Raw genomic sequence first — 13,803 nt, 5'->3', positions numbered from 1 at the left:
TATTGACTATATGGTCAAAAGAAAGTATAATATCGTCAAGTTGACCAGTGGGTCAAAAACTTCAAATGAGGTGATATCAAATGAAAGAGCCTATTGTAGCAGTTAGGGATGTTATAAAGGAATATACCATGGGAGAAGTAAGGGTAAAGGCTTCTGACCGCATGAATTTTGAAATCTTTAAAGGAGAATTTGTTGTTGTGCTTGGTCCAAGTGGTTCAGGTAAAAGTACAGTATTAAATATAATAGGTGGGATGGACAGGCCTACCTCCGGAGAAGTTTATGTAGATGGAAAAGATATAACTAAGTATTCGGATAATGAGCTTACTATATATAGAAGAAAAAATATAGGATTTGTATTTCAATTTTATAATCTAATGCCTAATCTTACGGCACTGGAGAATGTTGAATTGGTTAAAGCATTAAGTGATAATCCTTTAGACCCTAAGGATATTATTAAAGAAGTGGGGTTAAGTGAGAGGTCATCAAATTTCCCAGCACAGCTTTCTGGGGGAGAACAGCAAAGGGTGGCCATAGCAAGAGCTTTTGTAAAGAATCCATTGCTGCTTCTATGTGATGAACCTACAGGAGCACTGGATTATAATACAGGAAGGTTAGTTTTGAAACTTCTTTATGATATCAATAAAATCATGAATAAAACAATAGTAGTTATTACTCATAATGCTGGTATAGCAGCTATGGCTGACAGGGTTATTAGAGTTAGAAGCGGTGCTGTAGAATCTGTGACTGTAAATGATAATCCTGAGCCACCTGAAAGGATTGAATGGTGATGAATATTTTATTCAGAAACTTACTTAGAGATATAAAAAAATCAAAAGGACAGTTTATTTCTATTTTGATTATTGTAGTTTTGGGAGTTTCTTTTTATACAGGAATAAATTCTATGTTCAGAAACCTTTCGAATTCTAGTGATAAATATTATAAAGAATATAGAATGGCAGATATTTGGGTAGATCTTTACAAAGCTCCTATAGGTATAAAAGAAAAGTTAAAAGAACTTCCCTATGTAAAGGAAGCTTCTGCAAGAATAGTTAAAGATGCCAGTATAAATATTTCAGATGAAAATGCTACTTTAAGGTTTATTACTCTTCCTGATGTAAAAAAAGATATAGTAAATGACATAGTGATAAAATCTGGGAGGTATTTTTCAGAGGGGGATAGCAATCAATGTATTGTAGATCAGGAGTTTTTTAAAGCGAATAACTTAAAGTTAGGAGATTATATCTATCCAATAGTGAGCGGAAATAAAATAAAATTAAAGATTGTTGGTTCAGCTAAAAGTCCGGAATTCGTGTATACTTTGAAGGACTCCAGCCAGTTGATATCTGATAGCAAAAAATTTGGAGTAATATATATCAAACAATCCTTTGGAGAAGCAATTTTTGATTCCAAAGGATTTATAAATAGTATTTCCATCCAATTAGCTAAAGGCAGTAATATTAAAGCTTCAAAAGATGACATAAAAAAATTCTTAAAAAACTATGGAGTAAAAAGTGTTATTGACAGGGAAGAACAGACAAGTGCAATGATGCTATCACAAGAGATAAAAAAGTTGAAGGCTATGGGAGGTAGCTTTCCTATTCTGTTCTTTGCAGTTGCATCTATTATTATTTATATTATGATGGGAAGAATGGTGGAAAATCAAAGATCACAGATAGGAGTGCTTAAGGCTCTAGGTTTTACTAATGTACAAGTACTAGCTTATTATATGAGTTATTCGGCGCTTGTTGCAGTAACAGGAAGCTTAATAGGTTCTATACTTGGAACTTATATGGGGGTAGGACTAACTAAACTTATTAATGAATATTTTAATTTGCCTCTTGAAGGTATGAAAGTTTATGGAGAACTTGTACTTCCTGCTTCCTTATTAACGTTGTTCTTCTGTGTTTTTGCAGGCTATCATTCTTGTAAGGGGATTTTCAAAATTATGCCTAGTGAAGCCATGAAGGCTAAGTCGCCAGAGGTTGGTAAAAAGGTACTTATTGAAAATATTAAAGTATTGTGGACAAATATTGGCTATCTTTGGAAGATAATATTAAGGAATTTGTTCAGAAATAAAAAAAGAGCATTATTGACGTCACTCGGAATTATATTTTCCTCGGCAATACTTGTAGTAGCCTTTAGTATGAAAGATTCTATTGATTTTATGATAGATAGGCAGTATGGAGATATACAGAACTATGATATAAAGGTTAACTTTTCAAAATTGATAAGTTTAGAAGAGGTAAATGAAATAAAGAGTATTCCTCATATAACAGCAATAGAACCAGTACTTGAAACAGGAGTTCAAATATCAAATGGCTGGAGAAGCAAGGATGTAGGCTTTACTGCACTTATAAAAAATCCTCAAATGTATACAGTTCAAGATAAAAATGATAAAAGCGTTGTTTTGCCAGAGAACGGAATACTTATATCTGAAAAGCTTGCAGATACTTTGGGAATAAAGCCTTATGAAAGTGTAGATATAAAGTTTTTTTATCCAGGGAAAGAAAAGAAAGAGGTAATCGTAAAGGGAGTAGTAGTTCAATATCTAGGGCTAAGCATCTATACTTCTATGAATAATTTAAAGAGTATACTTGGAGAAGGTAGGGTTGCTAATTCTGCGGTGATTAAGCTGGATAAGGATAGCTTTGAAGATGAGGTTAAGAGTAAGCTCGAAGAAATGAAGCTTATAAGCTCTGTAGAGTCAAAGACAGATTCCAAGAATGCTCTTCTGAAGAGCATGGGATCACTAAAATCTTCCATAGGAGGATTAATTATGCTTGCTGCAATTCTTCTTATCGCCGTAATATATAATACTGCTACTATCAATATCTTTGAAAGACAAAGAGAATTAGCTACTTTAAAGGTATTGGGATTTAAAGATAAGGAAATTAAAAAATTGATTTTTAATGAGAACTATGCAATTACTATATTTGGAATAGTCATAGGCTTGCCTCTTGGTAGATGGCTTGGAGCATATATGATGGCAGCAAGCAGTATGGATTCTTACAGTTTTCCATATGTCGTTGACTTTAAGACGTATATTTTTACAGTAGTTCTCATATTTTCTTTCACTGTTCTAACTAATTTTATCTTGATGAACAAAATAAGAACAATTGATATGATAGAAGTTTTAAAGAATAAAGAGTAAAGGCATAGGCTTCTGGATGCATTTTCTATACTTGATAAGGGAGATGGGTGTAATATGAAAAGTAAAAAAGCGGTGTTGGTAATTGGGGCAATAATAACATGTACATTTGCTGCACTAGCATATGTAAAGTTACAGGGAGGACAAAAGGTAGAGACAACAGTTGTAGCAAAAGGTGAAATTAAACAGTATGTAGAAGATACGGCTACTGTGAAAAGTAGTGGAAAACAAACAGTTTATATTGAAGGTTCGGGAAAAATAAATAGCATAAAGGTTAGTGTGGGTAGTTCTGTAAAAAAGGGCGATGTACTCTTAACGATGGACAAGGGAGATCTGGAGTTGAAGCTTCAAGATGCAAATGCAAAAATTGAAGCTGCTAAAGCCGAACTCCAGGGTACTGATATTTCTAATAGTGTAAATAAAATAGAAATTGCACAGGCGGCCGTAGATGTTGCTAAAGTTACTTATGAAGCTGCAGCAAGAGATTTGAATAATAAAAAGAAACTCTATGCTTCAGGTAGCATAAGTAAACAGGAATTAAATAATTCTGAGGATGAATACAAAAATGCTGAAGCAGCTCTAAAATCTGCAAATTATCAACTAGAAGATATTAAAGGGGGAACACCTGATTATGTAAAAAGTCAATATCTAGCTCAGATTGAGCAATCAGTAATTTTAAGAGACAGTGTAACAAGAGACCTTGAAAAGCAGCAAGTTGTAGCACCGGTTGATGGAGTTATTTTAGAGAAAATGGTAGATAAAAATGCGCCAGGTACAGCAGGAACAGCAGCGTTTTTGATAGGAGATACTAAAAGTTTAGAACTTGAGGCAAATATATTGTCTGATGATGTTTATAAGGTTAAAATAGGTAATGAGGTAGAAGTTAGCGGAAAAGCTATTGGAAGTTCATTAATAAAGGGAAAAGTTATTAAAATAGCACCAGAAGCTAAAGAAATAACCTCTTCCTTAGGAGTAAACCAAAAAAGAGTACCTGTAACTATAGAGATTAGTGGTGATTTGACATTATTAAAACCAGACTATGATTTAGATATTAAAATTGTAACTGAAGCTAAGAATAATACTTTAATAGTACCGGATAGTGCTTTGTTTGACTATAAGGGCAGTACCTGCGTATTTGTTGTAGATAGCGGTAAAGCTATTATAAGGCAAGTGAAAAAGGGAATTGAGAGTGAAAAGATTATTGAGATAGTAGGTGGATTAAAGTCAGGAGAAAAAATACTCAGCAATCCAGATAACAACATAAAAGAAGGAATGAAGATTAAGCTGTAATGAAAAGTGGGAGAGATTGTAGTGATTGATAAATTTGAAAGCTTACCAGATGAAAAAAAACAGAGAATACTAAATGTTTGTATTGAGGAGTTTGCACTTTATGGCTATGATAAAGCATCTACAAATTCCATAGTTAAGAAGGCATATATTTCCAAGGGAATATTATTCCATTACTTTGGAAATAAGAAAACTCTTTTTCTATATATATTTGATTATTGTATAAATAAATTAGTTAATAGGTATTATTCCATGAAAGAAAAAGAACCAAAAGATATTTTTGAAAGAATTATGTGGAGCAGCATAGTAAAAATGAAGGCATTTCATGAAGAGCCTAATATGATTAAATTAATTCTTTTAGCAATTTCTAATATGCCTAAATCACTCGAACCAGAGCTTACGCAAAGGTACAATGATATCTATGAAAAGAATATGCCTCAATTTTTTCAGGACATAGATACATCAAAGTTTAGAAAAGATATCGATTCGCAAAAAGCAATAGAGCTTATAATGATGTGTGCAGATGGAATTTCTAATAGATATCTTCAAGAGTATAAAAATAGACCAGTAGATGAAGTGTTTAATGATGCAGAAAAAATCATGAAAGATTTCAATGAATGTATGGATATTTTAAAGTTCGGTATATATCCGGTCGAATAAGTTAAGTGTTGGCTTTGGATGTCTATAATATGTAAGCAAAAATATAAATTAGTCTAGGAGAATATAACATGAAAGAAGTTAAAACAAGCGACAAAGTTTTCAAAATAATACAAGAAAAAATATTTGATGGCGAATGGAAACCTGGTGAAAAGATTATGTCAGAACCTCAGTTGTGTAAGGAACTGAATGTTAGTAGAGTATCTGTAAGGGAAGCGATAGAGAAACTGGCCACTCTAAATATTATAAGTAAGCGCCAGGGAGAAGGTACTTTTGTAAATGATTTAAAACCATCAATATATCTGAACAGTTTGATACCTATGATAACTTTAGATAAAGATAACTATATAGATATTCTTGAATTTAGGCTTATTACTGAACCTAAAACAGCTAGAATGTGTACGGAGAAGTGCAGTGATGACATAATAAAGAAAATTGAAGAAATTTATGAAAGAATGGTTGAGGATCGACAAGATATTGAGAAATTTACTGAAGAAGATTTAAATTTTCATATGAAAATAGCAGAAGGAAGCAAAAATTCTTTAATCATAAAGGTAAATGAGATATTAAGAAATTTAATGGAATATCATCAGAGAGCCTTATATAAAACTTTAGGTCCTTCTGGTGGATTGAGTGAGCATAAACTTATTTTGGATGCTATAAAAAATAGAGATTCTGAATTAGCTGAGATTTATATGGTAAGGCATTTACAGAGAACTATAAAAGATATAAAAGCTATTAAATATGAGTGAAGATTATAATAAGTTAATATAAGAGGAACTAACTTTTAGGTTAGTTTGTCTATATAAAACACCCTTGCAATACAAGTTGTATTACAAGGGTGTTTTACTATGCGAAACTTATTGTTAATAAATGAAAAATAAGTGTTGGTTCAAAAACTTATTTAATGCCATATAAATTAATTGTATTACAACTAAAAAAGTCGTCTTAATAATCCATACTATTATGAAATGCAATAGAAATGGCTTTATTGCAGCGATTGTTGGAGATTTGAAATGCTTTGTGTGAAAAATTAAATTTTATATTAAAAAAGGTATTGACTACGAATCGTTTTCATAGTAATATTTAAACAAGGTTGTAATACAAGTTTAATAAAAATAAAAATCACATTATTAGTGAAATAAAGTGATTGATTTTAATTAGATGTAATACAAGTTAAATAATGAGGTGATTTGCAAATGTTGAAAAGTCAAGAATTAAGAAAAAAGGCTCCCGAACTTGATTCTTTAAGATTAGGATCAGGTTGGAAGGTAGAAGAACTTGAAAAGCCACAAATAATAGTAGAAAGCAGCTTTGGACACAGCCACCCAGGCAGTGCTCATCTAGATGTTTTAGTAGAGGAAGCCTTTCAAGGTATAACTGAAAAAGGTGGAAGAGCAGCCAAGTACTTTGTAACTGATATATGTGATGGAGAAGCACAAGGACATGATGGAATGAACTATTCGCTTTTATCTAGAGAAATGATGGCAAATATGATTGAAATACATGTACAAGCTACTCCTTTTGATGCCGGAGTGTTTATGGCAAGTTGTGATAAATCCATGCCAGCTCATCTTATGGCTATCGCTAGATTGGACATGCCTGCAGTATTAGTGCCTGGCGGAATTATGAATGCCGGTCCTAATATGCTTACATTAGAGCAAATAGGAAAATATTATGCACAGCATGAAAAAGGAGAAATAACTCAAGAAGAGTTAACATACTATAAACATAATGCGTGTCCAAGTTGTGGAGCTTGCTCATTTATGGGAACGGCTTCAACAATGCAGGTAATGGCAGAAGCTTTAGGTATTGCTCTTCCAGGAACAGCATTAATTCCAGCTACTTTAGATGAACTTAAAATGACAGCAAGACGCGCAGGGGAATATACTCTTAAACTTATAGAAAAGAATATAAAACCATCTGATATAATGACCAAAAAGGCTTTTGAAAACGCTATAATGGTACATGCAGCTATTGCTGGTTCAAGTAACAGCTTGCTTCATATTCCAGCTATTGCACATGAATTAGGAATAGAAATAGAACCAGAATTATTTGATGAAATCCACAGAAAAGTTCCATACATATTAAATATAAGGCCAAGTGGGTTTTATCCTGGATCATACTTCTGGTATGCTGGTGGAGTACCTGCAATAATGGAAGAAATTAAAGAGTTTTTACACCTAGATGTTCTTACTGTTACAGGTAAGACATTAGGAGAAAATTTAGAAGATCTAAAGAATAGTAATTACTATGAAAGAAGCAGCAAATTCTTGGAGGTTCTTGGAGTTAAGAAGGAAGACGTAATAAAAACTAAGGAAAATCCTATACAAGAGCAGGGAGCTATAGCAATTCTTAAGGGGAATTTAGCACCAGAAGGAGCAGTAGTAAAACATGCAGCTGTATCTGAAAAATTGAGACAAGTTGTATTAAAAGCTAGAGTTTTTGATTGCGAAGAGGAGGCCTTAAAGGCAGTTTTAACAAGAGTAGTTAATCCAGGAGATGCGGTGTTTATAAGATATGAAGGGCCGAAGGGATCGGGTATGCCAGAGATGTTCTACACTACTGAGGCAATTGCATCTGATGAAGAATTGATAAAATCCGTAGCATTGATTACAGATGGAAGATTCTCAGGAGCTACTAGAGGACCAGCAATAGGACATGTCTCGCCAGAAGCAAGTGAGGGTGGCCCGATAGCTCTAGTTCAAGATGGTGATCTTATAAAAATAGATATTCCAGCTAGAAGTCTTGACATTATAGGAATAAAGAGTGAAGAAAAAAGTACAAAGGAAATAGAAGAAATACTAAAGAACAGAAAAGAAAAATGGATAAAGCCACAGTCTAAATACACTAAGGGTGCCTTGGCGATTTATACCAAAAGAGCAGTATCACCTATGAAAGGTGGATACATGGAGTAAATTTGTATTTCAAAACGTAAATTTTATTTTGGATATACTATTATTTATTAATAGTATATCTAGTATATCAAAATATATATAGAATTATTCTAACTTAAAAAGTTAGAAAATATTAATTTATTAAAATGTTGACGTATTTTATTCGTTAAACAAATAACAAGAATTATAATAATTCAAATAATAATAAATTAAAAAATTAAGTTATTTAGGGAGGATAAGAATATGCCATTACTTATTGTAGCAATTGGTGTTGCGTTATTATTATTTTTAATGATTGGTTTGAAAGTTAACGGATTTATATCCTTGATAGTAGTTTCTTTAGTTGTTGGTATAGCAGAAGGTATGCCAGCGCTTAAAGTAATACAATCTGTTCAAAATGGTGTTGGAGGAACCCTAGGAGGTCTTGCTTTAATTTTGGGTTTTGGAGCAATGCTTGGAAAACTTATTGCAGATACAGGAGCAGCTCAAAGAATTGCATCAACACTTATACATAAATTTGGAAAGAAAAACATTCAATGGGCAGTTGTTATAACAGGTATTATTGTTGGATTAGCGATGTTTTATGAAGTTGGTTTCGTTCTGCTAATTCCATTAGTTTTCACTATAGCTGCTTCTACTGAATTACCTCTTCTATATATCGGAGTACCTATGGCAGCGGCTTTATCTGTTACACATGGATTTTTGCCACCTCATCCTGGTCCAACTGCTATAGCAGCAATATACAATGCAAATATTAGCATGACTTTAATATATGGTTTTATAATAGCAATACCTACTGTAATCGTTGCAGGTCCTGTTTTCTCAAAGTTCTTAAAAAGGTTTGAAAAAGAACCTCCAAAGGGATTATTCAATCCTAAATTGTTCAAAGAAGAAGAGATGCCAAGCTTTGCAGTTAGCGTTTTTACAGCTATTGTTCCTGTAATATTAATGGCTCTTGCAGCTGTTTGTGAAATGACTTTACCGAAGACTTCATCAATTAGATCATTATTTGAGTTCTTAGGTAACCCAGCTATGGCCATGCTTATATCAGTAGTTATAGGAATATTCACTTTAGGTGTTAGCAGAGGTCATGAAACTACTAAAGTAATGGATATATTAGCTGAATCAATTAGTGGAATTGCAATGATTTTACTGATAATTGCTGGAGGTGGAGCTTTTAAACAGGTTCTAATCGACAGTGGAGTAGGGAAATACATAGCATCAGCTATGACTGGAACACATATGTCACCTTTAGTTTTAGCATGGGTAGTTGCAGCAATACTTCGTCTATCCTTAGGTTCTGCAACTGTGGCTGCAATGACTACGTCGGGTATAGTGCTTCCACTTATTGCAACAACTCATGTAAACCCAGCATTAATGGTAATTGCTACGGGTGCAGGAAGCCTTATATTCTCCCATGTTAACGACCCAGGATTTTGGATATTTAAAGGATATTTCAATCTAAGTATTGGCGAGACATTAGCATCTTGGTCTGTTATGGAAACCATAATTTCTGTTATGGGATTAGTAGGAGTGCTAGTTATAAATATATTTGTTTAAGATATAGTAATTGGTTTTGATAGATAAACACGGCCGAAAGTAGACTTATACTATGAGAATTATTGGTAATACTTTAGAAAATATAAACATATCCCGGAGCATAAGTTAAATGTCGGCCGTGAGTGTCTATAACCCAATAAGCAACGAATAGCTTATATATTTGGAATTTGCCAATCAATAGGAGTTTCATCAATAGACTTTAAAAAATTATTAGTCTTTGAAAAAGGTTTACTTCCGAAAAAACCTCTATGAGCAGAAAGAGGACTTGGATGCACTGATTTCACTATGTAATGACTCTTGTTTGTTATAAGTTTTTCTTTTGAAATAGCATTACTTCCCCATAAAATAAAAACTATAGGCATTTCTCTTTTATTTAATATAGAAATAATAGCATCGGTAAATATTTCCCAACCCTTGTTTCTATGAGAATTTGCTTGGCCTGCTCTCACTGTAAGAGCGGTATTTAAAAGCAACACACCTTGCTCCGTCCACTTTCTTAAATATCCATTGTTAGGAATAAAACAGCCGAGGTCATCCTGCAATTCTTTATAGATATTAATTAAGGAAGGTGGTGCAGGTACTCCAGGTTTAACAGAAAAACTAAGGCCGTGAGCTTGATTAGGACCGTGATAAGGGTCCTGACCTAGTATAACTACTTTTACATCCTTGTATGAAGTATAATTTAAAGCGTTAAATATATCATACATGTCTGGGTAGATGGTTCTAGACCTGTATTCATGTATTAAAAAGGTTCTTAATTCTTTATAATAATCCATTTGAAACTGATCTTCCAATAATCCCAGCCAATCGTTTTTTATGTTAACAGACAATAGTATCACTCTCCTAATTTCTAAACTTGTTTGCGCAATACATTGAGTTTAAATCATAAATTAAACTCAATATAAAAATACTTTGTCGCATATAGATTTGATTTAAAGAAATTCTTTAGCTAAATTTACATAATAATAATATCATAGTTATGAAAAAAATGTAACAATACAGGATATTTAAACAACGAAATTGTAAATTCAGATAATGTTTAGCCTTGTATACTGCCGATAACAAATGATTATAATACCATTGAAAATGTATGTCTATAAGTCTACTTCGATTTCAGACAAGTTTAATGCTTTTTCCCCAACTTTAACTTCTATTATTTTTCCATCTCTAATAGATAAAGACGCAATTATTTCTGACGGCTTTTTCATAGAATAACCTTGTTCAAAAACGATGCTTTCAGCTTCATCACAGGTTATTTTACCATATTTCAATAGATAACAAGCAAGAGCACCGTTAGAAGTGCCTGTAGCCGATTCCTCAGGAATATCATATCGCTAAAACCAAGGATGCCGGCTATCTTTTTCATATCATTTTCAGATAGAGTATCGGCATTTAATACAATGCTAGCCGGGTTTCCTCCTTCAATGGATTTTGCAAATGAATTTAATTTATAGGCTTGTATTTTCATAATGGATCCCCCTAAAGAGTTATATATAGTTATAACATAACTTGATTTAAAAGTAATGTAAATTAAGTTTTTTAGTTTTCTAGCATCAAGTCCTCAAGTCTTTCTTGCAAACGTTTTTTCCTTAAAATGAAAGCTTCTATGTCCGTCTTAATTTCACTTATTCTTTTATATTCTAAATTCACATCTAGTATTTGTTCTACGAAAACATGTATGGGATCACCTGAAAAGGATAAGTCATTTATTTTTTCACTAAAACCATATGCTTTTTCAGCTTCCAGTCTGGCTTCAACAGGATTTCTAGCTTTTATATAATTGATAGTGAATTCTTGTATTACATCATTAGTTTTAGTTCCTATTTTGTATATATGGATATCTGTAGCTCCATAATACTTTATTAGAACTTCATCTGTGATATTCTTTAAAGACGCACTTATCAGTTTTTGCTTATAATTTTTGTTAAAGTAATTAATCTTTAAATACTCAATAATATTTTCAGGTATACTATAAAAATCCTTTAGTCGTCTATACACTTCTAAATATTTATATATAAATTCACGTTCTCCATATATTAAATTGACCCAATAATCTACATCGTGTTTTAATAATTCGTCATCATAATCCCTTAGCAAATTGCTTATGCTGCAGTGACGAATTAAATTTTTACTATATTCAGTATCATAATGTACTTTTTTATCAAGATTGAATTCTATATGGTATACTAAAGAATCCCATTCTATTTTTGATTTATCTTCATTCATAAGATAAAGCCCCCTTATCCAAAGTTTTTCAAAAAATTTCTATACAAACAGTATATAATACAATTGTTCAAAATAAAATGGGGCTGTCGCAACGTCCAACGCCGACACTTAACTCATACTCCGGGAGATATTTACATTCTTTCAGCAACATAAATACTTTTGATAAGCCTAAAACTCAGTATTTTGAAAATCTAGGAACTTTTGATAAACTCGTACCTCAAACATATCAAAGGTCCGAAGATTTTCTAAAATACTTCGCTAAGACTTATAACAAAACTATTTAATGTGCTATCCAGAATGTAAATACCTTCCTGCGTATGAGTTAAGTGTCTGGTTTGGATATTTATTGCGACAGCACCTTAGTCATAATAAGAGATTAGTATAAAATTTTAGAATAAGGTGAATTCAGACTATTGGAATAAGCTATTAGACAAATATACTGAGGATTGTTATGATAATATCATAAAATTAATTATATTTACAGGGCTCCTTTATTTATGATGAAATTAGGATTTTTATTAACATAGGAGTCGTAGTTTATTTTATACATTTTAACAAGGTATAATCTTTAAGGAGATGATATTTTGGACTATGATGCATTAAAAACCTTATCAGATGAAGCTAGAGAAAAATATTTAAGGGAGAAGTTAGGTCCGGAAAAGTGCAAAGTCTTAGACAAGTATGATTTACGTTCTAATTCTCGTTTCTATTGGGAGAGACATCAAGAAAAATATCCAGTCCAAGAATATTTCAGTAATAAGTTTGCAATGAAAGCAACACCTCTTGGAATGATTTTTCACATAAATCGTTTATGTTTTGCGAAAGTCAAATATTTTGAGCAGCATTGGGATGAGTATGTACCGTGTATTTACGATTGCAAGAAGGGGCTTGTGGAAACTGAACTTTACAATATGGAATACATAAAACAAAAAAGCACAGGAATTGTTATAGATTTAAGAGAACTAGCAAGAATTCACTGGTTAAAAGATTTTAAGGATCTTTGTGAATATTTAGAGAAGATGCAGGAAGATGCACTGCAGGCTGTTTAAAATATTAATATAAGAAAAAGAGTAATTATCAAAGGATAGTTACTTTTTTTATGTTGGTTAAAGTTAATGAATTTTGATAAAAAGGTGAAAATACGTTACACTTATGTAAGTATAGAAAATAATTAATATAAAAGGTTAAGTTGCTTTTAATTCATTGTTATAATTAATATGTGTTATTTAATTCATTATGGAGGTAAAAATGAGTAATAAAGTTATTCTATATTTAATGCGACATGGACAAACTATTTTAAATAGAGCTGAAAGAACTCAAGGATGGTGTGATGGAGTTTTAACTAAGGAAGGAATTGAGATTGCTTCAAGTGTTGGTCTTGGACTTAGTGATATTAGATTTAAAGCAGTTTATTGTAGTGATTTAGGTAGGGCGGTAAAGACTGCGAGAATTGTTATGAAAGAAAATAAAGCAAGTGACAATTTACAATTAGAAGAACTTGAAAGTTTAAGAGAAGTTCATTTTGGAAAGTATGAGGGAGAGCTTGAAAAAATAATGCTGGGAGATATACTTACTTATCTCAATGTAAGTTCCATTAAAGAGGCAGAAGAAAAATATGATTTTCAAAAGGAATACTGCAACTCCTGTGCTGCCTTAGATGAGACGAGTGAAGCAGAAGATTATGATACAGTAATAAAAAGAGTGATGAAAAGCATAGAGGGTATATGCATAGAAAACTCCAGTGAAAGAGTAGAAAATGTGCTTATAGTAGTTCACGGAGGAATAATTAGATTAATTATTGATTATTTAGATAAAAGTTTTAACGTAAGAAAAATGGACAACTCCAGCATATCTAAAGTCATATATGAAAATGGAAATTTTAAAGTCGAATCTATAAATGACAATAGTTATAGTCAGAAGGGGAAAGCTATGAAAATAGCAATGAGTTTATAGGTGTCCACGGCCGAAAGTTGACTTACACTCCGGTATATGTTTCCAAGCTTCAGCACTATAAAAACTTTTTATCAA

12 protein-coding genes and 1 pseudogene are annotated in these 13,803 nt (G+C 32.2%); 9 read left to right on the top strand and 4 right to left on the bottom strand.

Going from position 1 to position 13,803, the window contains the following annotated elements; genetic code table 11:
* Window positions 1–80 precede the first annotated feature (80 nt).
* The 7 genes from I6U48_RS10940 to I6U48_RS10910 all read left to right on the top strand — a co-directional run bounded on the left by I6U48_RS10940 (window position 81) and on the right by I6U48_RS10910 (window position 9,549).
* A complete protein-coding gene (locus I6U48_RS10940) occupies window positions 81–788 on the top strand; it encodes an ABC transporter ATP-binding protein (protein ID WP_218320496.1) in 708 nt (235 codons plus the stop codon).
* Window positions 788–3,151, top strand: coding sequence for an ABC transporter permease (locus I6U48_RS10935; RefSeq protein ID WP_218320495.1), 2,364 nt, complete (start codon window positions 788–790; stop codon window positions 3,149–3,151). Before I6U48_RS10940 ends, I6U48_RS10935 begins: the two co-directional genes overlap by 1 nt.
* 54 nt (window positions 3,152–3,205) lie before the next feature.
* Complete coding sequence (locus tag I6U48_RS10930) at window positions 3,206–4,438, top strand: efflux RND transporter periplasmic adaptor subunit (RefSeq protein ID WP_218320494.1); 1,233 nt, start codon at window positions 3,206–3,208, stop codon at window positions 4,436–4,438.
* 21 nt (window positions 4,439–4,459) lie between these two features.
* Complete coding sequence (locus tag I6U48_RS10925; protein ID WP_312890969.1) at window positions 4,460–5,095, top strand: TetR/AcrR family transcriptional regulator; 636 nt, start codon at window positions 4,460–4,462, stop codon at window positions 5,093–5,095.
* Between the two features lie 68 nt (window positions 5,096–5,163).
* Window positions 5,164–5,844, top strand: a complete 681-nt coding sequence (locus I6U48_RS10920) for a FadR/GntR family transcriptional regulator (protein ID WP_218320493.1) — start codon at window positions 5,164–5,166, stop codon at window positions 5,842–5,844.
* A gap of 447 nt (window positions 5,845–6,291) precedes the next feature.
* A complete protein-coding gene (ilvD, locus tag I6U48_RS10915) occupies window positions 6,292–8,010 on the top strand; it encodes a dihydroxy-acid dehydratase (RefSeq protein ID WP_218320492.1) in 1,719 nt (572 codons plus the stop codon).
* A gap of 222 nt (window positions 8,011–8,232) precedes the next feature.
* Complete coding sequence (locus tag I6U48_RS10910; RefSeq protein WP_218320491.1) at window positions 8,233–9,549, top strand: gluconate:H+ symporter; 1,317 nt, start codon at window positions 8,233–8,235, stop codon at window positions 9,547–9,549.
* Window positions 9,550–9,701: 152 nt separating this feature from the next.
* On the opposite strand, the gene I6U48_RS10905 is transcribed toward I6U48_RS10910, so the two are convergent.
* The 4 genes and pseudogenes from I6U48_RS10905 to I6U48_RS10895 form a co-directional block, all read right to left on the bottom strand.
* Window positions 9,702–10,379: a uracil-DNA glycosylase gene (locus tag I6U48_RS10905; RefSeq protein ID WP_218320490.1), complete on the bottom strand. Its 678-nt coding sequence runs from the start codon at window positions 10,377–10,379 to the stop codon at window positions 9,702–9,704.
* Between the two features lie 264 nt (window positions 10,380–10,643).
* Window positions 10,644–10,880: pseudogene (locus I6U48_RS29630) on the bottom strand (PhzF family phenazine biosynthesis protein); the annotation flags it as partial.
* Window positions 10,817–11,017: a PhzF family phenazine biosynthesis protein gene (locus I6U48_RS29625; RefSeq protein WP_246615294.1), complete on the bottom strand. Its 201-nt coding sequence runs from the start codon at window positions 11,015–11,017 to the stop codon at window positions 10,817–10,819. The pseudogene I6U48_RS29630 and the gene I6U48_RS29625, both read right to left, overlap by 64 nt.
* A 71-nt stretch (window positions 11,018–11,088) precedes the next feature.
* Window positions 11,089–11,775 (bottom strand): hypothetical protein, encoded by a 687-nt coding sequence (locus tag I6U48_RS10895; protein ID WP_218320489.1) that lies wholly within the window; start codon window positions 11,773–11,775, stop codon window positions 11,089–11,091.
* 584 nt (window positions 11,776–12,359) lie between these two features.
* Between I6U48_RS10895 and I6U48_RS10890 the strand changes: the two genes are divergently transcribed.
* Both I6U48_RS10890 and I6U48_RS10885 read left to right on the top strand, forming a co-directional pair.
* Window positions 12,360–12,824, top strand: coding sequence for a hypothetical protein (locus I6U48_RS10890; RefSeq protein WP_218320488.1), 465 nt, complete (start codon window positions 12,360–12,362; stop codon window positions 12,822–12,824).
* 199 nt (window positions 12,825–13,023) lie between these two features.
* The gene (locus I6U48_RS10885) at window positions 13,024–13,728 is read left to right on the top strand and encodes a histidine phosphatase family protein (protein WP_246615293.1); all 705 of its coding nucleotides are present in this window, start codon (window positions 13,024–13,026) and stop codon (window positions 13,726–13,728) included.
* Window positions 13,729–13,803: the final 75 nt, after the last annotated feature.

It is taken from the genome of Clostridium thailandense, from assembly GCF_019207025.1.
Taxonomy (GTDB): Bacteria; Bacillota; Clostridia; order Clostridiales; family Clostridiaceae; genus Clostridium_AM; species Clostridium_AM thailandense.
The sequence above is the reverse complement of the archived record's forward strand: the minus strand, read 5'-3'. Positions and strand labels throughout refer to the sequence as shown.

Bases quoted from the DNA above. Each gene is read 5' to 3' on its own strand.
- I6U48_RS10920 (WP_218320493.1), top strand. From the start codon at position 5,164: ATGAAAGAAGTTAAAACAAGCGACAAAGTTTTCAAAATAATACAAGAA.
- I6U48_RS10885 (WP_246615293.1), top strand. From the start codon at position 13,024: ATGAGTAATAAAGTTATTCTATATTTAATGCGACATGGACAAACTATT.
- I6U48_RS10940 (WP_218320496.1), top strand. From the start codon at position 81: ATGAAAGAGCCTATTGTAGCAGTTAGGGATGTTATAAAGGAATATACC.
- I6U48_RS10935 (WP_218320495.1), top strand. From the start codon at position 788: ATGAATATTTTATTCAGAAACTTACTTAGAGATATAAAAAAATCAAAA.
- I6U48_RS10930 (WP_218320494.1), top strand. From the start codon at position 3,206: ATGAAAAGTAAAAAAGCGGTGTTGGTAATTGGGGCAATAATAACATGT.
- ilvD (WP_218320492.1), top strand. From the start codon at position 6,292: ATGTTGAAAAGTCAAGAATTAAGAAAAAAGGCTCCCGAACTTGATTCT.
- I6U48_RS10895 (WP_218320489.1), bottom strand. From the start codon at position 11,775: ATGAATGAAGATAAATCAAAAATAGAATGGGATTCTTTAGTATACCAT.
- I6U48_RS29625 (WP_246615294.1), bottom strand. From the start codon at position 11,017: ATGAAAATACAAGCCTATAAATTAAATTCATTTGCAAAATCCATTGAA.
- I6U48_RS10910 (WP_218320491.1), top strand. From the start codon at position 8,233: ATGCCATTACTTATTGTAGCAATTGGTGTTGCGTTATTATTATTTTTA.